18 protein-coding genes are annotated in these 20,723 nt (G+C 73.0%); 3 read left to right on the top strand and 15 right to left on the bottom strand.

Translation table 11 applies throughout. From position 1 onward, the window contains the following. Positions 1 to 11: 11 nt before the first annotated feature. The 3 genes from MON03_RS17365 to MON03_RS06265 form a co-directional block, all read right to left on the bottom strand. Positions 12 to 143, bottom strand: coding sequence for a hypothetical protein (locus tag MON03_RS17365; protein WP_268239142.1), 132 nt, complete (start codon positions 141 to 143; stop codon positions 12 to 14). A gap of 122 nt (positions 144 to 265) precedes the next feature. Continuing rightward, positions 266 to 769 carry a peptide deformylase gene (locus MON03_RS06270; RefSeq protein ID WP_022902150.1) on the bottom strand — a complete coding sequence of 168 codons (504 nt, stop codon included), beginning with the start codon at positions 767 to 769 and terminating at the stop codon, positions 266 to 268. A gap of 1 nt (position 770) precedes the next feature. Next, complete coding sequence (locus MON03_RS06265; protein WP_242091118.1) at positions 771 to 4,181, bottom strand: pyruvate carboxylase; 3,411 nt, start codon at positions 4,179 to 4,181, stop codon at positions 771 to 773. Positions 4,182 to 4,241: 60 nt separating this feature from the next. Between MON03_RS06265 and MON03_RS06260 the strand changes: the two genes are divergently transcribed. Continuing rightward, positions 4,242 to 5,054 (top strand): ParA family protein, encoded by an 813-nt coding sequence (locus tag MON03_RS06260; protein ID WP_027465232.1) that lies wholly within the window; start codon positions 4,242 to 4,244, stop codon positions 5,052 to 5,054. Positions 5,055 to 5,383: 329 nt separating this feature from the next. Here the strand turns inward: MON03_RS06260 and MON03_RS06255 are convergent, their stop codons facing one another. From MON03_RS06255 to MON03_RS06225, 7 genes are all read right to left on the bottom strand, one after another. Next, a complete protein-coding gene (locus MON03_RS06255) occupies positions 5,384 to 5,944 on the bottom strand; it encodes a MerR family transcriptional regulator (protein ID WP_058725924.1) in 561 nt (186 codons plus the stop codon). A 190-nt stretch (positions 5,945 to 6,134) separates the two neighbouring features. Then, positions 6,135 to 6,839 (bottom strand): transcriptional regulator FtsR, encoded by a 705-nt coding sequence (gene ftsR / locus MON03_RS06250; RefSeq protein WP_022902147.1) that lies wholly within the window; start codon positions 6,837 to 6,839, stop codon positions 6,135 to 6,137. Next, on the bottom strand, positions 6,839 to 7,249 hold the full coding sequence (locus tag MON03_RS06245) for an FHA domain-containing protein (protein ID WP_175329667.1): 411 nt from the start codon (positions 7,247 to 7,249) through the stop codon (positions 6,839 to 6,841). The genes ftsR and MON03_RS06245 overlap by 1 nt, the downstream gene beginning before the upstream one ends. A 295-nt stretch (positions 7,250 to 7,544) precedes the next feature. After that, on the bottom strand, positions 7,545 to 9,098 hold the full coding sequence (locus MON03_RS06240) for a chitinase (protein ID WP_242091117.1): 1,554 nt from the start codon (positions 9,096 to 9,098) through the stop codon (positions 7,545 to 7,547). Continuing rightward, the gene (locus MON03_RS06235) at positions 9,098 to 11,506 is read right to left on the bottom strand and encodes a glycosyltransferase family 2 protein (protein WP_242091116.1); all 2,409 of its coding nucleotides are present in this window, start codon (positions 11,504 to 11,506) and stop codon (positions 9,098 to 9,100) included. Before MON03_RS06235 ends, MON03_RS06240 begins: the two co-directional genes overlap by 1 nt. A gap of 433 nt (positions 11,507 to 11,939) precedes the next feature. Beyond that, positions 11,940 to 12,941, bottom strand: a complete 1,002-nt coding sequence (locus MON03_RS06230) for a FecCD family ABC transporter permease (RefSeq protein ID WP_175329666.1) — start codon at positions 12,939 to 12,941, stop codon at positions 11,940 to 11,942. Between the two features lie 5 nt (positions 12,942 to 12,946). Beyond that, positions 12,947 to 13,978, bottom strand: coding sequence for a FecCD family ABC transporter permease (locus MON03_RS06225; protein WP_242091115.1), 1,032 nt, complete (start codon positions 13,976 to 13,978; stop codon positions 12,947 to 12,949). Between the two features lie 176 nt (positions 13,979 to 14,154). Between MON03_RS06225 and MON03_RS06220 the strand changes: the two genes are divergently transcribed. Continuing rightward, positions 14,155 to 15,681, top strand: a complete 1,527-nt coding sequence (locus tag MON03_RS06220) for a S1C family serine protease (protein ID WP_242091114.1) — start codon at positions 14,155 to 14,157, stop codon at positions 15,679 to 15,681. Between the two features lie 61 nt (positions 15,682 to 15,742). On the opposite strand, the gene MON03_RS06215 is transcribed toward MON03_RS06220, so the two are convergent. Both MON03_RS06215 and MON03_RS06210 read right to left on the bottom strand, forming a co-directional pair. Continuing rightward, positions 15,743 to 16,897 carry a hypothetical protein gene (locus MON03_RS06215; RefSeq protein WP_242091113.1) on the bottom strand — a complete coding sequence of 385 codons (1,155 nt, stop codon included), beginning with the start codon at positions 16,895 to 16,897 and terminating at the stop codon, positions 15,743 to 15,745. 195 nt (positions 16,898 to 17,092) lie between these two features. Further along, positions 17,093 to 17,335 (bottom strand): hypothetical protein, encoded by a 243-nt coding sequence (locus tag MON03_RS06210; protein WP_022903049.1) that lies wholly within the window; start codon positions 17,333 to 17,335, stop codon positions 17,093 to 17,095. A gap of 42 nt (positions 17,336 to 17,377) precedes the next feature. Here MON03_RS06210 and MON03_RS06205 point away from each other — a divergent pair, with 42 nt between their 5' ends. Further along, a complete protein-coding gene (locus tag MON03_RS06205) occupies positions 17,378 to 17,740 on the top strand; it encodes an RNA-binding S4 domain-containing protein (RefSeq protein WP_175329638.1) in 363 nt (120 codons plus the stop codon). A 19-nt stretch (positions 17,741 to 17,759) separates the two neighbouring features. Here MON03_RS06205 and MON03_RS06200 read toward each other — a convergent pair whose 3' ends face one another. From MON03_RS06200 to MON03_RS06190, 3 genes are all read right to left on the bottom strand, one after another. Then, entirely contained in the window at positions 17,760 to 18,710 is a 951-nt protein-coding gene (locus MON03_RS06200; RefSeq protein WP_242091111.1) for a J domain-containing protein, read from the bottom strand. A 138-nt stretch (positions 18,711 to 18,848) separates the two neighbouring features. Next, positions 18,849 to 19,940 carry a winged helix DNA-binding domain-containing protein gene (locus MON03_RS06195; protein ID WP_242091109.1) on the bottom strand — a complete coding sequence of 364 codons (1,092 nt, stop codon included), beginning with the start codon at positions 19,938 to 19,940 and terminating at the stop codon, positions 18,849 to 18,851. Positions 19,941 to 19,955: 15 nt separating this feature from the next. Continuing rightward, entirely contained in the window at positions 19,956 to 20,696 is a 741-nt protein-coding gene (locus tag MON03_RS06190; protein ID WP_242091107.1) for a phosphotransferase enzyme family protein, read from the bottom strand. Between the last annotated feature and the right edge of the window lie 27 nt (positions 20,697 to 20,723).

The following is a 20,723-nucleotide window of genomic DNA, read 5'->3' as shown; positions in this document are numbered from 1 at the left end:
CCCGCGCGAGCTCAGCCCTGCGGGGCCAGCTCCGCGGTCGGTGCGTCGAGCACGGCCGTCGACGACGTCGTCGAGGCGACCGGTTCGGGTCGGAGGTTGGTGCGGGTGCGGTGCGAGCTGAGCTCGTTGTCCTGAGCGGCCATGATGCTGTCCTGGGGGTGTGGGGGTACGACGTCGGTGGGGAGCCGACGACGGTACGGTACCTCCTCGTCAGGACGAGACGACAATCCCCCGTGGGGGTGTCACTCCGAGCAACGCGCGGACGTCAGTGGAACCAGTCCTGCGCCCGGATGTCGCGGAGTGCCTGACGGCGGACCTCGGGGTCGAGCGTCATCACGTAGACGGTGCCGTCGAGGTGGTCCACCTCGTGCTGCAGCGCCTCCGCCATGAGGCCGTCGCCCTCGAGGACGACCTCGTTCCCGTCGACGTCCACACCGCGGACCTTCGCGTGCGGCCACCGCCTCGTCGGGTAGCCGAGACCGGGCACGGAGAGGCAGCCCTCCTCCATGAGCTCGGGCTCGCCGGAGACCTCGACGACCTCGGGGTTGAGGACGTAGCCGACCTCGCCGTCGACGTTGTACGAGAACGCGCGGAGGCCGACGCCGATCTGCGGGGCCGCGACGCCGGCGCGACCCGGCTCCTTCACGGTGTCGATGAGGTCCTGCACGAGGTCCCGGACGCCCTGGGAGCCGAGCGCCTCGGGGCGGATCGGGTCGGACGGGGAACGGAGGACGGGATCGCCGAAGAGGCGGATGGGACGGACGGTCACGTTACTGCAGCACCACCAGGAGGTCGCCGGCGTCCACCTGCTGGGTCGCCGGGATCGCGAGACGGCCGACGGTGCCCGCCACGGGCGCCGTGATGGCCGCTTCCATCTTCATCGCCTCGATGCTCGCCACGGCCTGGCCGGCCACGACGACGTCACCGACGGCGACCTTGAGCGTCACGACGCCGGAGAACGGCGCCGCCACGTGCTTCTGGTCGGACGGGTCGGCCTTCTCGGCGGCCTTCGTCTCGACCTCGATCGACCGGTCGCGGACCGCCACCGGGCGCAACTGCCCGTTGAGGGTCGCCATGACCGTCCGGATGCCCCGCGCGTCCGCCTCGCCGATCGCCTCGAGACCGACGAAGAGGTCGACGCCCTTGCCGAGGCGCACGACGTGCTCCTGCCCCGGCCGGAGTCCGTAGAGGTAGTCGACGGTCGGGACGACCGAGAGGTCGCCGAAGCGCTGGCGGACCTCCTCGAACTGGCGGGTGGGCTGCGGGAAGAGCAGCCGGTTCAGCGCCTGCTGCCGGTCGCGCCCCGGCGTCGCGAGGTGCTCGCGCTCGGCCTCGGGCACCGGTGTCACCTCGGTGCGGACGTCGCGGCCGGCGAGGACCTTCGACCGGAAGGGCTCGGGCCAGCCGCCGGGCAGGTCGCCGAGCTCGCCCGCCATGAAGCCGATCACGGAGTCCGGCACGTCGTACCGCTCCGGGTGCTCCTCGAAGTCCGCCGGGTCGGCCCCGACCGCGGCGAGCTGGAGCGCCAGGTCGCCGACGACCTTCGACGACGGGGTCACCTTCGTCGGGCGTCCGAGGATCCGGTTCGCCTCGGCGTACCAGTCCTCCACCTGCTCGAAGCGGTCGCCGAGGCCGAGCGCGATGGCCTGCTGCCGGAGGTTCGAGAGCTGGCCGCCGGGGATCTCGTGCTTGTACACGCGGCCGGTCGGGCCGGGCAGTCCCGACTCGAACGGGGCGTACGCACGGCGGACGGCCTCCCAGTAGGGCTCGAGGTCGCCGACGGCGTCGAGGGACAGCCCCGTGTCGCGCTCGGTGTGCGCCAGGGCGGCGACGAGCGCGGACATGCTCGGCTGGCTCGTCGTGCCCGCCATCGGGGCCGCGGCGACGTCCACCGCGTCCGCTCCGGCGCGGGCAGCGGCGAGGAGCGTCGCGAGCTGGCCGCCGGCGGTGTCGTGCGTGTGCACGTGGACGGGCTGGTCGAAGCGCTCCCGGAGGGCTGCGACGAGCCGCTCCGCGGCGCCGGCGCGGAGCAGCCCGGCCATGTCCTTGATGCCGATGACGTGCGCGCCGGCCTCGACCATCTGCTCCGCGAGGCGGAGGTAGTAGTCGAGCGTGTAGAGGTCCTCCGCCGGGTCGAGCAGGTCGCCCGAGTAGCAGAGCGCCGCTTCGGCCACCGACGTGCCGGTGGCGAGCACTGCCTCCAGGGCGGGTCGCAGCTGGCTGACGTCGTTGAGGGCGTCGAAGATCCGGAACACGTCGACGCCGCTGGCGGCGGCCTCGGCCACGAACGCGTCGGTGACCTCGGTCGGGTACGGCGTGTAGCCGACCGTGTTGCGGCCACGCAACAGCATCTGCACGGGGATGTTCGGCATCGCCGCCCGGAGTGCCGCCAGGCGCTCCCACGGGTCCTCGCCGAGGAAACGGAGCGCGACGTCGTAGGTCGCGCCGCCCCAGGCCTCCACGGAGAGCAGCTGCGGCGTCAGGCGAGCGACGTGCGGAGCGACCGCGACGAGGTCCTTCGTGCGGACCCTGGTCGCCAGGAGCGACTGGTGGGCGTCGCGCATCGTGGTCTCGGTCACCGCGAGCGCCGTCTGAGCCCGGAGCGACCGCGCCCACCCCGCCGGACCGAGCTCCAGGAGCCGGTCGCGCTGCCCGGGCGGCGGCGCGGCGGACAGGTCGACCGCGGGGAGCTTCTCGCTCGGCTCGACGGTCTGCGGACGCCGATCGCCGTTCGGCTTGTTCACCGTGACGTCGGCGAGCCAGTTCACGATCTTGGTGCCGCGGTCCTTCGACACGTGGCCGCCGAAGAGCTGGGGGCGCTCCTCGATGAACTTCGTCGACACGTCGCCGCGGTCGAAGTCCGGGTCCTCGAGGACGGCCTGCAGGAACGGGATGTTCGTGCTCACGCCGCGGATCCGGAACTCGGCGAGGGCGCGCTTGGCCCGGGACACGGCCGCCGGGAAGTCCCGACCGCGGCAGGTCATCTTCGCGAGCATCGAGTCGAAGTGCGGGCTGATCTGCGCACCGGTGGCGATCGTGCCGCCGTCGAGTCGGACGCCGGCGCCGCCCGGGCTGCGGTAGGTGGTGATCTTGCCCGTGTCCGGTCGGAAGCCCTGGGTGGGGTCCTCGGTGGTGATGCGGGTCTGGAGCGCGGCGCCGTGGACCGCGACGGTGTCCTGCGACAGCCCGAGGTCGGCCAGGGTCTCCCCCGCCGCGATCCGCATCTGCGACTGCACGAGGTCGACGTCGGTGACCTCCTCCGTGACGGTGTGCTCGACCTGGATGCGGGGGTTCATCTCGATGAAGACGTGCTGGCCGGCCCGTTCGCCGTCGGTGTCGAGCAGGAACTCGACCGTGCCCGCGTTCACGTAGCCGATCGAGCGGGCGAAGGCGACGGCGTCCCGGTGCAGGGCGGCCGCGATCGACGGGTCGAGGTTCGGCGCCGGGGCGATCTCGACGACCTTCTGGTTCCGGCGCTGCACCGAGCAGTCGCGCTCGAAGAGGTGGATCGTGCCGGCGTCGGTGCCGGTGGCGTCGGCGAGGATCTGGACCTCGATGTGCCGCGGACGGATCACGGCCTGCTCGAGGAACATGGTCGGGTCGCCGAAGGCGCTGTCGGCCTCGCGCATCGCCTCCTCGAGCGCGGGCCGGAGTTCGTCCCGGGTCTCCACCCGACGCATGCCCCGCCCGCCGCCGCCCGCGACCGCCTTCGCGAACACCGGGAAACCGATGGCGTCGGCGCCCGCGAGGAGTTCCTCGACGTCGCGGCTCGCCGGTGTGCTCGCGAGGACGGGAACGCCGGCGGCGATCGCGTGCTCCTTCGCGGTGACCTTGTTGCCGGCCATCTCCAGCACGTGCTCGCCCGGGCCGATGAACGTGATGCCGGCAGCGGCAGCGGCAGCGGCGAGCTCGGGGTTCTCGGACAGGAAGCCGTAGCCCGGGTAGATCGCGTCGGCGCCGGACTCCCGCGCCACGCGGATGATCTCGGAGACGTCGAGGTAGGCCCGCACCGGGTGCCCCGGCTCGCCGATCAGGTAGGCCTCGTCCGCCTTCAACCGGTGCAGCGAGTTGCGGTCCTCGTACGGGTAGACGGCGACGGTCCGGGCGCCCAACTCGTACGCGGCACGGAATGCACGGATGGCGATCTCGCCACGGTTCGCCACGAGGATCTTGCTGAACACGAGGTCCCTTTCAGCCCGGGTTGAGGTGAGACAACCCTAGTCGCGGTAACGTTGCTCACCGTGCATGTACTCAGCGTGAGCTCCCTCAAGGGTGGTGTCGGCAAGACGACGGTGACGCTCGGCCTGACCTCGGCCGCGTTCGCCAAGGGACTGCGCACGCTGGTGGTGGACCTCGACCCGCAGTCCGACGTCTCGACGGGCCTCGACATCAACCTCGCCGGACACCTCAACGTGGCCGACGTGCTCGAGAACCCGAAGGAGAAGATCGTCCGCCAGGCGATCGCCCCGTCCGGGTGGACCAAGGGCTCCCAGGGCAAGATCGACGTCATGGTCGGCTCGCCCTCGGCCATCAACTTCGACGGGCCGCACCCGTCGATCCGCGACATCTGGAAACTCGAAGAGGCCCTCGCGAACGTCGAGCAGGACTACGAGCTCGTCCTCATCGACTGCGCGCCGTCGCTGAACGCCCTCACCCGCACCGCGTGGGCGGCGTCCGACCGGGTCACCGTCGTCACCGAGCCGGGGCTGTTCTCCGTCGCCGCTGCCGACCGGGCCCTCCGTGCGATCGAGGAGATCCGACGCGGGCTCTCCCCCCGCCTGCAGCCGCTCGGCATCATCGTGAACCGGGCGCGCGTGCAGTCGCTCGAGCACCAGTTCCGCATCAAGGAGCTCCGCGACATGTTCGGGCCGCTCGTGCTGTCGCCGCAGCTGCCCGAGCGCACGTCGCTGCAGCAGGCGCAGGGTGCGGCGAAGCCGCTGCACGTCTGGCCGGGTGAGTCGGCGCAGGAGATGGCGAAGAACTTCGACCAGCTGCTCGAGCGCATCATGCGCACGGGCAAGATCGGCCCGTACGCCGAGGGCGGCGCGGCCTAGGTCTTGCCTGCCCGGCGCCCGTGACGCCTCGGCCCTGCCGGCGGGGCGCCCGTGACGCCTCGGCCCTGCCGGCGGGGCGCCCGGCGCCCGTGACGCCGCGGCCCCGGCCTCGGTCCTGCCGGACGTTGGTCGTGACGTCGCTCGAGGGTCACGACTCCCCGCTCACAACCGGCCATCGGTCACGAAGCGTCGCTCGAAGCCCGCGACACCGACCGCTCGTGACCGCTCGACGGACACTCAGCGGGGTGTCGCGACCCGGCAACGCCAGGGCCAGGGCCAGGCAGCGGCGACCACGCCCGACAGCGCCGAGCAACGGCCCGGCAGCAGCGTCAGGACGCGCGCGACGCCCGGCGAGCGGCGAGCTCGTCGTCCGGATCGGCAGCGGGAGCCGCGTCGAGCTCCACGAGGGAGGACTCGACCTCGCGCAGGACCTTGCCCACCGCGATGCCGAACACGCCCTGCCCACGGGAGACCAGGTCGATGACCTCGTCGTCGGAGGTGCACAGGTAGACCGAGGCACCGTCGGACATCAGGGTGGTCTGTGCGAGATCGGACACGCCCGACTCGCGGAGCTGGTTCACCGCGGTGCGGATCTGCTGCAGCGAGATGCCGGTGTCGAGCAGCCGCTTCACGAGCTTGAGCACGAGGATGTCGCGGAACCCGTAGAGCCGCTGCGAGCCGGAACCCGCGGCACCGCGGATCGTCGGCTGCACGAGTTCGGTCCGGGCCCAGTAGTCGAGCTGACGGTAGGAGATGCCGGCTGCACGGGCGGCGACGGTGCCGCGGTAGCCGTTCTGCTCGTCGTGCTCGGGCATGCCGTCGGTGAAGAGCAGACCGAGGTCGTACCGCGTCATGTCCGACCCGGTACCGGGGGTGTCAGTCCCACTCATGCGCTTGCCTTCCACGACGATCGAGCCCCCACCCGAAGCTTCAATGCCGGGTTGAGAGTTGTTCCGAGGTCCACGGTAGCGACTCCGAGCCGTCGCGCGCGGGACATCCGCTCCGGCGCGTCCGGCGTGTCGAGGATACGCCCCGCCCTCCGACACCCGCCAGCAACGGGAGCCTCCCCCAGCGAGCGCTTCATGCGTCGAGACGCCCGATCGCCGACCGGATCAGCTGCGACCGGATGGTCTCGAGGTGCCCCGCGATCTCCCGAGCGAGTTCGGTGGCCTTGGCCTTCGACGTGGCGTCTCCGCGACGCGAGACCGGCATCAGCGCGGACTCGATCAGCCCGACCTCACGCTCCGCCGTCGCCCGGAAGGTCCGCAGGTGCCGCGGTTCGATGCCGGAGCGCTGCAGTTCGACGAGCGCCTTCAGGACCGCGACGGCGTCGTCGCCGTAGGTGTCGGTCGCGGGCAGCAGGGACGCGGTGACCGCATCGGCGAGCAGCATCGGCGTGGCCCCGGCGGCGCGGACGGTCTCCTCGCGCGTGTAGCGGCGCTCGCGCCCGAGGATCGACGGCTTCGGTGCTTCTCCCCCACCCGGCAGCGTCGGTTCGCGACCCGCGTCGAGGTCGGCGAGGTACTCCTTGATGACCTTGAGCGGCAGGTAGTGGTCGCGCTGCAGTCCGAGGATGATGCGCAGGCGCTCGACGTCGGCCGGCGAGAACTTGCGGTAGCCGCTGGCGGTGCGGACCGGCGTGACGAGTTCGCGTTCCTCGAGGAAGCGCAGCTTCGAACCGGCGAGGTCCGGGAACTCCGGCTTGAGGCGAGCGAGGACCTGCCCGATCGTGAGCAGGTCCGGCGCCGCGGACCCCGCCCGGGCCGCGGCGGACCGCGCGGGCACTACGCGGTCGCCAGGCGCGCCAGGTCGACCCGGGAGGCGTAGAAGGTCAGGCGGAACTTGCCGACCTGGACCTCGGACCCGTCGGTGAGCAGTGCCTCGTCGATGCGGGCACCGTCGAAGTAGGTGCCGTTGAGCGACCCGAGGTCCTTCACGGTGAAGCTCGTGCCGTGGCGGAGGAACTGCGCGTGCTTGCGCGACACGGTGACGTCGTCGAGGAAGATGTCGGCGTCGGGGTGCCGACCGGCCGTCGTGACGTCGGAGTCGAGGAGGAACCGCGCGCCGACGTTCGGGCCGCGACGGACCACGAGGAGCGCCGAGCCGGAGGGCAGCGCCGTGATCGCGTCGCGCTCTTCCGTCGAGATGCCGGACTCGGGCGTGAGGGCGGCAGCCTGCTCCAGGCTGAAGGTCATCGTCGTGTCGACGAGTCGCTGCTGCTGGGTGCGAGCGTCGTTGCCGGCCGGACCCTGCTGCGGGACCACTGGATCGGACATCGTGGACCTCCCTCTCTTGGCCCATCAGCGTATCGGAAACGGGTGACCCCGCGGGAGCCCGGAAACGGGCTGTTCACAACTCGGCAGTCCGCGATCAGCGAACGTGCACGGAACGCACACCGAGACGAACGGGAGGGACGGCGCATGCCCGCACCGCGCCTCCCGTCCGTCACGTGGTCGCCACCGGCGGACCGACACCGCCGGGGCGGAGGCGTCACTGCTGCAGATCCGACAGGATCTGCTTGATCTCGGAGTCCTTGAGCTTCACCCACGGCGAGCCGTCGGGGTCGCTGGTCGAGGCCTCCGGGCTGTCGCCGGTGTTCCACCACTTCGCCTGGTACGGCACGCCGTCGAACAGGACCCGCGCCCCGGTGTCGTACTGCTTCGTGCCGGACCACGACGGGTAGGTGCCCTTCGGCAGCGTGACCTGCTGCACCGGCTTCTCGCCCTGCAGCACCGGGCCGATGAGCTGCCACGGCGTCTCGTAGGCGCTGAGCACCGGGTCGTCCGGCAGGTCGCCCGAGGTCCACCACTTCGCCTCGTAGACGTTGTGGTGCCAGACGATCTTCGTGCCCTCGAGGTAGGACGCGTCCGCGCTCCACACCGGGTACGGGCTCGTCTTCGGGTCGTCGGTCGGTTGCACGGTCGCGCTCGGCTCGGCCTTCGTGACGTCCGATGCCGCCGCGACGATCCCGCCGGTGAAGCCCTTGCCGAGGACGTCGGCGAACAGGACACCGCCCTGGTCGACCCCCGAGCAGGAGTTCGACACCGTCGACAGGTTGACGTAGTTCGACCCGCAGGTGGTGTCACGGTTCAGGGACCACATCGACATGCGCCCGAGTCCGCGCTCCCGCGCCCACGCGTTGAGCTTCGTCGCGTCGGCGAGCGAGAACACCTCGTCCTGCTCGTCGTTCTGGCCAATCATCGGCGTCGCGCCGATCTTGTGCCAGAGCGTCCGGTCGCCGAGCGGCGTGCCCGACCGCGTGTACAGGATGCCGAGCTGGCGCTGGACCTCCTGCAGGGTCTGGACCGAGGCCGAGTACATGCTCTGGCTCGAGCCCTTGCTCTGGCCGTAGTCCATCGTCATCGCGTTGACGCCGGCGAGGTCGACCCCGGCCTTGAGGAACTGCGCGACCGCGGTGGTCCCGTCGCTCGTCAGGCCACCGGGTGCCGCGGGCAGCGTGAGCCAGACGGCGAGCGGGTGGCCCGCCGCGCGACGCTCGTCCTGCAGCTGCTTCACGGCGGCGGCTCGACGCTTCCCCGCGGCGTGGTTCGTGAGGTCGTCGCCCTCGACGTCGAAGTCGACCGTGCTGACGTCGTAGCGATGCACGACCGTCCGGTACGCCCCGACGAGGTCCGACGCGCTCGTGCAGGTGGTGGCGAGCTCGTCGTTCGCGAGTCCGCCGAAGGACACACCGACCTCGCCCTTCTGCTGCTCGAGCCGGGCGATCCGCCGGTCGAGGTCGAGCGAGTCGGACGCGCCCTGCAGCGAGTACGCCGAGCCCCACGTCGGGGTGCAGGCGGCGTCGTGGTCGGCGACCACGAACGAGAGCATGACGTCGCGGCCCTTCGCGGACTTGACGTCCTCGAAGGCGAAGGTCGGGGTGGCGGTCACGTCCGTGTAGGCGGCGAACCAGCTCTGCTGGGCGTCGGCTGCGTGCGCGGACTGCCACCGGTCGAAGCCGGCGTAGCCGCCGACCGCGACCGCGGCGGTCACCACGACCGCGAGGCCGACCCGGAACGGGGAGAGTCGTCTGGTGGAGGACATCAGGCAGCGGTCCGTTCGTCGGAGGTGGTGGTCGTGACGGTCGGGGTGCTCCGGGTCGCCGGGGCGCCGACGGTGCCGACGCCGTGGCGGGTCGGCATCTCCGCCCCGCCGTGGCCGAAGTAGAGCACCGCGCGCCAGTCCTCGACGACCGGCTCCGGCTCCGGCAGCAGGCCCCTGCGCGCGGCCTTCCGGTCCTGTCGTGCCTGCCGGCGACGGGCGCGACGGGCGGCCCGGGCGGTCGGGTCGTAGTACATCCACTTCGTGGCCCAGAGCCAGACGTCGACGACCGAGTTCCAGATGCCGATGTAGGCGACGATCGCGTACAGCGCGAGCAGGGCGTTGAACGCCGCGAACACGGCGTTGCCCCAGTTCTGCGCCTGGGAGTCGCGGACGAACGTGAAGACCGAGAACGCGACCATCGCGTACGGCGCGAGGACGTACAGCGCGGGCGAGGCCGTCCGGTCGCGGACCTTCGGGGTGCGGGCGAACGGGATCTTCTTCGCGGTCAGGGCCTGCTGGATGCTCTTGAGCACGCCGGCCACGTTCACCGGCATCAGGATGAGGTTGAAGCCGTAGATCCGGAGGATGTCGGTGCGCTTGTAGCCGCAGTACTTCAGGTCCGAAGCGAACAGCCAGAAGTACGGCAGCGCGGCGAGCAGCACCATCGGGCTGAGCAGCCGGGAGTCGTACGGGTAGGCGAGCAGGAAGATGAGCCCGAGCGACCCCCACGCGATCGACGCCATGTAGTTGACGCGGAGCGACATCTCCACGATCCCGACGCGCTCCCCGCGCTGCCGGCGCTCGCGCACCTGGCGGAGGTACTTCGGGAGGATGAGCAGCCCGCCGTTGGCCCAGCGGCGACGCTGGACGATGAGCGAGCCGAAGTCCGGCGGGGTCGCGCTGTAGGACAGCCGCTCGGGGTAGTTCACGAGGGTCCAGCCGTGCATGCCGAGGTCGACGCTCGACTCGGTGTCCTCGATGACCGTGCGGTCCTGCACGTAGCGCTTCACCTCGAAGCCGCCGACGGTCTCGACCTCCTCGATGTCGCGCAACGCCCGGGTCCGGATGACCGCGTTCGCGCCGACCCAGAAGGTGGCGTTGTGGCGGGACATGCCCTGGTGGAGGATGTGCTGGATGTCGGTGGTCGCACCGGCGAGCCGCTCGATGCGGGTCGCCGCGCCCCGGAAGGACGAGTACGGCGTCTGGGTCACGGCGACGCGGGCGTTCTCCGGCTGCTCGAGGAAGTACACGAGCCGCAGGCAGTAGTCGCGGAGCAGCACCGAGTCGGCGTCGAGGGTCAGGACGTAGTCGGACGCCGGGACGACGAGGTCCGCGGTCGTCGGGTCCGACACGGTCCGGAGCACCGTGCCGCTCGCGGTCTCCTCGAACGCGTACGCGCCACCGAGCAGGCCGATGTACGAGTTGAGGTTCATCGCCTTGTTCGCCTCGTCGGAGAGGTTCACGAACCGCTTCCGCTCGAAGGTCGTGATCTCGGCCGTGAAGGTCCAGGCGAGGCGACGGGTCAGCTCGAGGGCGCGGGCGCTGGTGACCTCGGTGAAGGCGTGGTCGGCACCGACGGCGTCGACGATCGCGGCCTCGAGGGCCTCCGAGGTCAGTCGGAGCTCGTCGGCCAACGCGACGAGGACCTGGTCGTGGAAGAAGTGGTCGACGTGGTCGACGACCTCGTGCTCACGGGCGTGCCGTCGGAGCCACGCGTCGGCCCAGCGGTGGTGCTCGACGAGGGTGCGGAGCGCGTCGACCGAGGCCTGCGGCGCGGTGTCGGCGTCGATCTCGGCGACGAGCAGCGCCTCCTGGAACCGGCGGGACGGCGCCGCGAGCTGCGACTGGATCCGGCCGGCGACGGCCCGGGTGCGCTCGAGCTTGTCGGCCACCTCGGGGTCGGTCGGGAACGGGGCGTCGTCGACGAGCAGGACGACGCGGAGGTTCGGGTACTCCTGCAGCGCGGCCGACCACAGCGTCGTGGCGACCACGTCGGGCTCCTCGGCGTAGCTCGGCACCAGGACCGTCATCGGTGCCTCGTGGCCCTCGGCGAAGTGGCGGTCGAGCTCGGCGCGCGGGACGCGGACGTGGGTGGCGAAGCGCTCCATCGCACCCTGGCGGGCGATGAGGTGCATGAGGGCGGAGAACGTCAGGAAGGTGACGACGACCAGGTACGAGAGCGCCTCCGTGGTGAAGCGGAAGCTCTCGGTGCCGTAGTCGAGGAACTGGCGGATCACGGTGTACACGACGTACGCGAGCCAGAACGCGATGGTGAGGATGATCGCGATGCGACCGGAGACGAGCTTCCGGTCGGAGGGTCGGGCGTGGAGGGTGTCGAGCGGGCGGGTACGACGCTCGGAACCCCACTGCCTGCGGCGCACGGGGGCGCCGTCGAGCTGTTCGGGCATGACGGTCCTTCTTGCGCGGGGGTCAGCGCGCCATCGGGTCGGCACGCCGTCGGGTTGCCCCCGCCGGTCGGGTGCGAACCTACGGGGACAGAACGAACGGTGCAGACACCCGGAAGGGGGGTCCGGGGCACCTCCTGCGGGAAACCGCACGATGTTGCGTGGAGGGGGTCCGGGCGTGTCGATCGCGGTCCGCTGCGGGCGGGGTCGGGCGGGCGCGCGAGTCGGCCGTGCGCGGGGTCGGGCGCGGCGGGTGGTCGCGACACCCCGCTCACCTCGGGCGGAAGGTCACGAGGTGTCGCTCCGACCGGGCGGAAGCGACCGTTCGTGACCACTGGGCGGAACGAGCGCGGGGTGTCGCGACCCGGGCGGGAGCGACACGTCGTGACCCCTCGGCGGAACGGCCGCGGGTCGTCCCGACCGCAGCAGGGGTCGGTCAGCGCCCGCGGGCGAGGAGCCAGAGCAGGTAGGGCGCGCCGACCACGCCCGTGACGACGCCCACGGGCAGCGCCGTGCCCGGGATCGCGAACTGCGCGACGAGGTCGCTCGCGAGGGTGATCGCCGCGCCGACGGCAGCCGCGGGACCGAGGGCCACCCGGCCGCCGCCGACGATCCGCCGGGCGATCGGTGCTGCCATGAGCGCGACGAACGACACCGGCCCGGCGGTCGCCACCGCCCCCGCGGTGAGGCAGACCGCGGTCAGGAGCAGCAGCACCTTCGCCCGGTCCGGACGGAGCCCCAGCGCCGACGCGACCTCGTCGCCGAGCGCGAGCACCGTCAGCCGGGGCGACTGCAGCAGCGCGAGCACCATGAGCACCACGAACGCGACGGCGAGGACGACGACCAGGTTCCGGTCGACCGCGTTGAGCGACCCGGACAACCAGAGGAGCGCCGTGCCCGCCTGGGTCACGGTGCCGCTCGTGAGCATCCAGCCGGTGACCGCGAGGCAGATCGCGGCGACCCCGATCCCGACGAGCACCACCCGGTTGCCGGTGATGCCCCGCTGCCAGGACAGCGCCGCGATCGCGAGCGACACCACGACGGCGCCGACGAGCACCGTGCCGAACAGCACCCCACCGGACGCCCCGAACAGCACGATGGCGGTGATCCCGGCAGCGCTCGCGCCCGAGGTGACGCCGATGACGTCGGGGCTCGCGATCGGGTTCCGGACGACGCTCTGCACGATGGCGCCCGCCACCCCGAGCGCGGCGCCGACGAACACCGCGCCGAACACCCGGGGACCCCGGAGCTGTCCGATCACGAAGTCGGCGATCGCGTCGCCGTGGCCGAAGGCCGCCGCGACGACCTGTGCCGGGGAGAGCGGGATCTCGCCGACCCCGAGACCGGTGAGCACGAGGGCGACCACGACGGCCAGGAGCACGACGGTGACGACCAGTTCCCGGCGCGCGCCGACGAGCCGACGGCGCCGTGGCTGCACCGCCGTCACAGGCCCCTCACCGCCCGGGAGCGCACCAGGAGGATGAAGACGGGCGCCCCGATGAGCGCGGTGACGATCCCGACCTGCAGCTCCCCCGGGTACGCGACGACCCGACCGATGACGTCGGCCACGAGCAGGAGCGCCGGGGCGACGATCGCGGACAGCAGGATCGTCCAGCGGTTGTCCGGTCCGGTCAGCCGGCGGACGGCGTGCGGGACCGCGAGCCCGACGAAGGCGATCGGTCCCGCCGCGGCCACCGCCGACCCGGCCAGCAGCACGGTCACGACCCCGCCGACCACCCGGACGAGCACGACCCGCTGCCCGAGTGACGCCGCGAGCTCGTCGCCGAGCGCGAGGGTGTTGAGCGACCGCCCGAGCGCGACGGCCACCACGAGCCCGACGAGGACCGGCACCGTGATCACCCCGGCGGTCCCGAGGTCCTTCCCGGCGAGCGCCCCGACCTGCCAGAAGCGCAGCTGGTCGAGCAGCGCCTGGTCCGTCACGAGCACCGCGGTGGTGACCGACGAGAGGGCTGCGGCGACGACGGCGCCCGAGAGCGCGAGGCCGACCGGGGACAGCCCGCGGCGGGCCACGGCTGCGATGCCGTAGACGAGGAGGGCGGCGAGGCCGGCGCCGACGAAGGCGAACGGCAGGTAGGCGGCGGTGCCGCTCAGGCCGAACAGGGCGATGCCTGCGACCACGGCGAGCGAGGCCCCGGCGTTGATGCCGAGGATGCTCGGGTCGGCGAGGGGGTTGCGGGTGACCCCCTGCATGACGGCGCCCGCGACGCCGAGGGCCGCGCCGGCGAGGAGCCCGACGACCGTGCGCGGGACCCGGTTGCCGAGCACGATGAGGCCGATCTCGTCCTGCCGGCCCGGGTGGAGCACGGTGTCGAGGACGGTCCCGAGCGGGATCGGCCGGGAGCCGAACGCCACGGACAGCGCGACGGCCACCAGGAGGACCACGACCGCCAGCACGGTGGCGCGGACGAGCCGGCCGACGGAGCCGGGGGCGGGTGCGGGGACGGGAGCTGCCATGGGGGTGAGGCAACCCTAACGCGGGCGCCCTCCGTGGCCGGCGCACGCGTTCGGCCGTCCCCGAGCAAGCCGGGAGCGTGCGCAGTGCTCGTTCATAGGCTCTCCTTGGGGAACGGTCCTGTACTGGGATCCATCGACGCCCGACCGGGTCGTCGAGGGACGACCGGAGAGCACCGATGAACGAGACCCCGAACCCCGACGCCACCGCAGGCGGCACGAACGGCGCGACGACCAGCGGATCCGACGGACGGACGCCGGGCGCCTGGGAGGCACCCCACGCCGACCGGTCGACCCTCCGCCCGGCGTACGCCTTCGACGGGAGCGGCCCGTACCTGTACGCACCCGACGGCTCGGGGCCGTACGCGTACACGTCCGACGGTCGTGGGCCGTACCTCGTCGGCAGCCCGGCGCTCGGACAGTCCTGGGCGAACGGCGCCGCGGCCGCGAACCACGCGGGGTACGCGGGCCACGCTCCCGCGGGGACGAAGCGGCACCGTCGTCTCGGGCTCGTCATCGGCTCCGGGATCGCCGCGCTCGCCATCGTCGGCGCTGCGGGCGGGACGGCGCTCGGGCTGTCGTCGCAGCACCCGACCACGACGTCGAGCCAGTCGCAGGGCACGACCACCCTGCCGGGCACGGGGAGCGGCAGCAGCAGCGACGGCAGCGGCACGAACGGCTTCACCGTCCCCGGCGGCGGGACCGGCAGCGACGGGACCGGCAGTGACGGCACGGGCCAGGGCGGCACGAGCTACGGCGGGACGAGCAGCGGCACGAGCACGGAGTCGTCCGCGACCGCCGCGACGAGCGCACAGAAGAAGGGCGTCGTCACGATCAACACCGTCCTCAACTACGACGAGTCGTCGCAGGCCGCCGGGACCGGGATGATCCTGTCCTCCGACGGCACGGTGCTCACGAACAACCACGTGGTGCAGGGCGCCACGAGCATCACCGTCACCGACGAGACGACGGGCAAGGAGTACAAGGCCGACGTCGTCGGGACGGACGCGACGCACGACGTCGCGGTCCTGAAGCTCGAGGGCGCGTCGGGCCTCTCCACGGTCACGCTCGACGACGACGGTGGCGCGTCGACGGGTGACACCGTCACGGACGTCGGGAACGCGGAGGGCACGGGGAACCTCGTGGCCGCCGAGGGCACGGTGACCGCCACGGACCAGGACATCCAGGTGCAGAGCGAGTCCGGCACGGGTACCGAGTCCCTCACCGGCATGATCCAGATCGCGGCGGACATCGTGTCCGGCGACTCCGGCGGGCCCGTGCTCGACAGCGAGGGCGAGGTCATCGGCATGGCGACCGCGGCGTCCTCGGGTTCGACGGAGGTCACGGGCTTCGCGATCCCGATCTCGACCGCGAAGTCGATCGCGGAGAAGATCCTCGCGGGTGAGTCCTCCTCGACGATCACGATCGGCCTGCCGGCGTTCCTCGGGGTCGAGGTCAGCGGCACCGCCACGACCGGCGGCGTCGCGGTCGCGGGCACGGTCGAGGGGTCGGGCGCGGCGAAGGCGGGCCTCGAGTCCGGCGACGTCATCACGGCCCTCGACGGGACGGCTGTCTCGACCTCGGACGCGCTGACGAAGGCGATCCAGTCGCACAGCGTCGGCGACACGGTGACCGTCACCTACACGGACGCCGCCGGCACGTCGCACACCGTGACGGTCACGCTGACCGCGGGGCCCGCCGCTTAGGAGCCCAGCACCGCCCGCACCACCGACCGGTACACGTCGGCAGAGGGAGCGCTGCAGTCCGCTACGCGCCCAGCACCGCCCGCACCACCGACCGGTACACGTTGGCCGGGGAGTCCGCCGAGAACGCGGTCGCCCCGGCCTCGGTGCGTCCGACGCGCGCGAAGCCGTGCCCCTCGGCCCGTACGATCGTGACCGGCTCCGGTCGTCCCGGACGCCGCAGGTGCGACACTGTCCAGGGGGCGGTCCAGAAGCGCGCCAGCCGCGGGTCGCCCTCGGCGACGTCGGCGGGGAGGCTCGGCGCGCTGTCCCCGCCGCCGAGGCGGCGTGCCACGAGGTCCGCCCGGAGCGACCCCGTCCGGAACGGGAAGGTCCACGCCGGGCCGATGCCGAGCCTCCCGGCCATCAGCGCGACCACGCGCTCCGGCGTGGCGGCGGCGACCACCTGGTCCTCGGTGCCGTCGACGACGGTGCCGTCCCAGGCCTGGAGGCGCGACTCGCCCCCGCCGGGGAGGCGCTGTTCCAGCGTGGTCGGCTGGGTGTCCTCGCCCCAGGGGGCGAGCAGTGCCTGCGTGGTGTCCGGCAGGGTGCCGAGGCGTCCGACGAGCCCCGCGTCGATGAGTTCACGACCGGCGGAGCTGCGGAGGAGGCCCGGGTTCCACCGGCGCCCGGCGAGGCTGCGGAGGGTCGTCACGGCCTCGGCGGTGAGGCGCGGCCCGTCGACGACGGTCGGCGTCGGCGCCCCGGGCAGCGGTTCGAGGTCGCGGTGCGGTCGTACCGGCGTGCGTTCGGTGGCCCGGACGGTGTCGAGCACGGCGAACACGACGTCGTCGGTCGCGAGCATGCGGGACAGCGGCCGCTCGATCGTGAGGTCGACCCGGTGCCGCCCGGTCACGAAGAGCAGGTGGGCGCCGACGACGGCGCCGTCCTCGTCGGGCCGGACGTACTCGACGAGGCGGGCGGGTGCGTCCGCGGTGGTCCAGACGTCGACACCGACGAGCAGGAGCCCGTCGACGGATCCCGGCAGCCGGTCCAGGAGGCTCGTGTGCTCCTCGGCGATCGTCCGGTCGCTCGGGCGTGAGCGCACGGTGAGCACGACGTCGTCACCGCCGATGCGGAGGTCCGCCTGGGGCGTGTCCTCGCGGCGCCAGGACTCCGGGCGGCGGAGGGTGAGGCGTGCGATGCGGTCCTCGGTGCCGAGCGGGACGGGGACTGCCATGCCTCCGAGGCTACGTGTGTCGCCTGGTCGAGCCGGGTGCGGCACGCCGGGCGCGGGTGTGCTCGGAACGGGGACGCGGCGGGCGCGGGGGGCGCGGACGGACGGTGCGAGGTTTCCGGCACGGTGCGAGGTCCTCGGGGTCCCACGGTGTGCAGAACCTCGCACCGCGCGGGCGCACCTCGCACCGTGCGAGGGTCAGCGGCGCCGCGGCGGCGGCGGGACGGGCTTCGCGGCGACGACGTCCGCGAGCGCGACCTCGACCGGACCGCGCCGGGTGTCGACCGTCACCGTGGTGGCAGTGCGGGCGACCAGCTCGCCGAGCGCGTCCCGGGCACCCTCGCCGTGGTGCGCACGGACGACGATCCGGTCGCCGAGGGCCGCGTCGTGCAGCACCCCGAGCGCCAGTGCCCGGGCGACTGCGGCGGGATCGGTGGTCACGCGTCCCATGGTAGGGCGGTGCCGGCGTCCTAGAGTGTCGGGATGGAGAAGGCACGGGTCGACAGCTGGATCTGGGCGGTCCGCATCACGAAGACCCGCTCCGCCGCGACGGCCGCGTGCAAGGCCGGGCACGTCCGGGTGAACGGCGAGCGCGCGAAGGCAGCGCAGCCGATCGGCCCCGGCGACGAGGTCCGGGTGCGCCAGAACGGCTTCGACCGGATCGTGGTGGTGCGGGGCATCATCCTCAAGCGGACGAGTGCCCCGGAGGCGGCGAAGCACTTCGAGGACAAGACCCCGCCGCGACCGCCCCGCGAGGAGGCCGGGTTCGTGCCGCAGCGCGACCGGGGCGCCGGGCGTCCGAGCAAGCGGGAGCGCCGGGACCTCGAGAAGCTGCGGGGCTACTGACGCCCGACCGGCTCGGACGTCAGACGAACCGGACGGTCTGCTGGAGACGGTCGCGGACGTCGAACACGTCGACCGAACCGACCGGGGACAGCGCGCCGGAGAGCACGTACGCCAGGGCGCTGCGTCGCACGACGAAGGCCGTCGGCTTGCGGTGGGAGCCGACGAGTTGGACGTCCTCGTCGACGGCGGAGTCCGGCACGACGAGGATCCGGCCGGTGAAGCGCACGCGGGTCTGCTTCTCGACGGCGCGGGCGGCGCGCACGAGTTCCTTGACGGGCCGCTCCCCCGGCGCCAGGGTCTCGCCGGTGATCTCGCCGCCGTCGACCTGCACGGGGCCGCCCCAGTCGATGGACTCGAGCGCCCAGAGGCCGGAGTTCGTCAGGACGGCGTGGTCGAGCTTGCCCTCGGGTCCGGCGTCGAGGTCGTGCCAGACGGTCACGCCGATGCCCATGTCGGCGACGATGGAGGCCGTCGCCTCCTCGGCGAGCGCCTCACCGAGCAGGCGGCGGACGTGCCGGGGTGCGGAGCGGACGAGGGCGGGGTCGTAGGGGTCCTCGATGGGGTCGCCGAGTCCGACCCACTCGCGTTCGGCCTGCAGGAAGACCTCGCGAGAGCGTCCGCCGGGGTGCCCGTGGGACCGGGCGCGCGGGCGGGAGTCGCGACGTGCCGCCGGGGGTGCGTAGGCGTCGCGGGGTGATCCGTGCCTCCAGGCGGAGGATCCGGACGGACCGGACTCGTGCGTCGGGGCCGAGCCGGGACGGGCGCCGGCGTCGTAGGCGCGGCGCGCGGCGGGCGTGCCGATGCGCTCCCAGGCGAGCTGGACGCGGCGGAAGGACTGGGGGTCGCCACCGAGGTCGGGGTGCGACTCGCGGGCGGCCTTGCGGTAGGCGCGTCGGAGGGCGTCGTCGTCGGCGGTCGCGGGGACGCCGAGGACCTCGTAGGGGGTGGCGTCGGCCGGGCTGTCGGTCATGGCCCTGCGACATTACCCGAGGCAGTGTCGGGGTCCGCCGCACGTGCGCTGGGTGCTGGCTGGAGGCGCGGGGCGCGACCGGCGGGCGACGGCCGACACCGTCGGCGTGAGCGCGCGTGAGCTCGTGTGGGCTCGCGATCACGCGGGCGGGGCGACGTCGAACGTCACGGGGGCGGCGAGCCAGTGCGCGTACCGCTCGGCAGCGGCCTCGAGCGCGCGGACGGCTGCGGGGTCCAGGGGCTCGAACGGCGTGACGACGAGCCGGATGCCGGTCGAGCGCTCCGCCCGGGTCCACGTGCCCGCGACGACCCCGCGGACGACGGCCATCGGCAGGAAGACCCCGTTGCCACCCGGTACCACGCGGTCCTGGTGCGCGACGGGCAGCTGCGCGCTCCGGTCCGCGTAGCCGAGGAGGTACTCGTCGAACCCGGGCAGCAGGTGTCCGGTGGGGACTCCTCCCGGAGCCGGACGGTCCGCGAGCGCGAGGAGCCCGTCGCCGAGCCGTTCGATCGCGTCCCCGGCGGCCGCGGCGCCCCGTCGGACGTCGCCGAGCGGGAGCTTCGTCCACGCGGCGGTGTCGGCCTCGGTCACGGGACCCCGCCCCCGCAGGTGTCCGGTGACGACGCGCCGCAGGGCCTCGTCGCGGTCGGGCAGGTCCTCGGTGGCCGGCGCCCACTCGTCCAGGAGCACGATGCCCTGCCCCACCCGCGCGGTCGGCCCCCACACCACCAGGCCGTCGAGGGCGAGCCGGAGCAGCAGGTGGTAGCCGCGCCCGCCCGCCGGGTCGATCCCGACCGCGCGCCAGTGGTCGAAGAGGTCGTCGCGCACGAGGGACCGGCCCCCGTGGAGGGCGTCCACGGTGGCGTCCCTCGCGCGGGTCACGAGCGCGTCGTCGATCCCGAGCTCGGTGGCGCGCCGGGCGATGGAGCGGATGGTCCGCTCGGCGGTGAGCGATGCGATGAGCCGGAGGTCGTCCGGCCGGAGCGCGTGCAGCGTGCCGCGCATCGGACACGCCCGGACGACCTCGCCGCGGTCGAACGCAGCACGGACGTCCGCGCGGGTCGAGCCGGGGGCGCGTACACCGATCGCCCACAGCACCTGCCCGAGGTCCTGCCCCTGCACCGCCGTCATCCGGGCGACCACGGCGGCCGGGGTCGCGCCGGGAGCACCGACGCCCTGCGCGGCGAGCCGTTCGGCGCGGAGCCGGGCGGGTGTCAGCGTCGCGGGCACCGTCGGGCGGACGGGTCAGGCGACCGCGGCGGCGATCGCGTCCGCGTGCTCCTCGATGAACGCCACGTCGGCACGGTAGAGCTCGACGTGCCCGTGACGGAGGTCGCTCACGAACTTCGGGTCCCCCGCGGCGGCCTCGGTCTCGATGGTCGTGACCAGCGCCACGAGCGAGGACACCATGGTCTCGACGAGGACCGACCGCGAGCGGGCGTCGAGGCCGTAGGCGCGGCAGAACTCCGCGGTGCGCCCGAGCCGGTGTTCGAGGCTCGCGGAACCGCCCTCGACGAGGCCGGTGGTGAAGGGCGCGAAGCGGTACACGGCACTCGCGACGTCCCACACCCGCGGACCGGGGTGGGCGGTGTCGAAGTCGATGATGCCCACGGCGGCGATGCCGTCGTAGACGCAGTTGTAGGGCGCGAAGTCACCGTGGACGATCGTCTCGACGGGGGCGCGCTCGGCCTGGGACCACACGTCGGCGTCGCTGCGGGGGTAGTCCTGCGCGGCGTCGTGGTAGTGCCGGAGCATCCGGGCGGTGGTGACGAGCGCGGCCTCGCTGGCGATGTCCTGGTTCCACGGGTAGTCCCCCGCGGTGCCCGGGACGAACGACACCGTCTCGAGCGTGTCCCCGAGGGAGATCGGTTCCGGGACCCCGACGAACCCCTGTCCGTGCACGTGCTCGAGCAGCCGGTGGACGGTGGGCGTCCACGGACCCGCCGGGCGGTGCACCCGGTCGTCGGCCCTGGTGATGCGTTCCATCAGGGGAACCTCCTGTGTCGAACGTCC

The sequence above is a fragment of the Curtobacterium sp. DN_7.5 genome, assembly GCF_022655355.1.
In the GTDB taxonomy this organism is placed as follows: domain Bacteria; phylum Actinomycetota; class Actinomycetes; order Actinomycetales; family Microbacteriaceae; genus Curtobacterium; species Curtobacterium luteum.
This window is presented reverse-complemented; position numbering and strand designations above follow the sequence as displayed.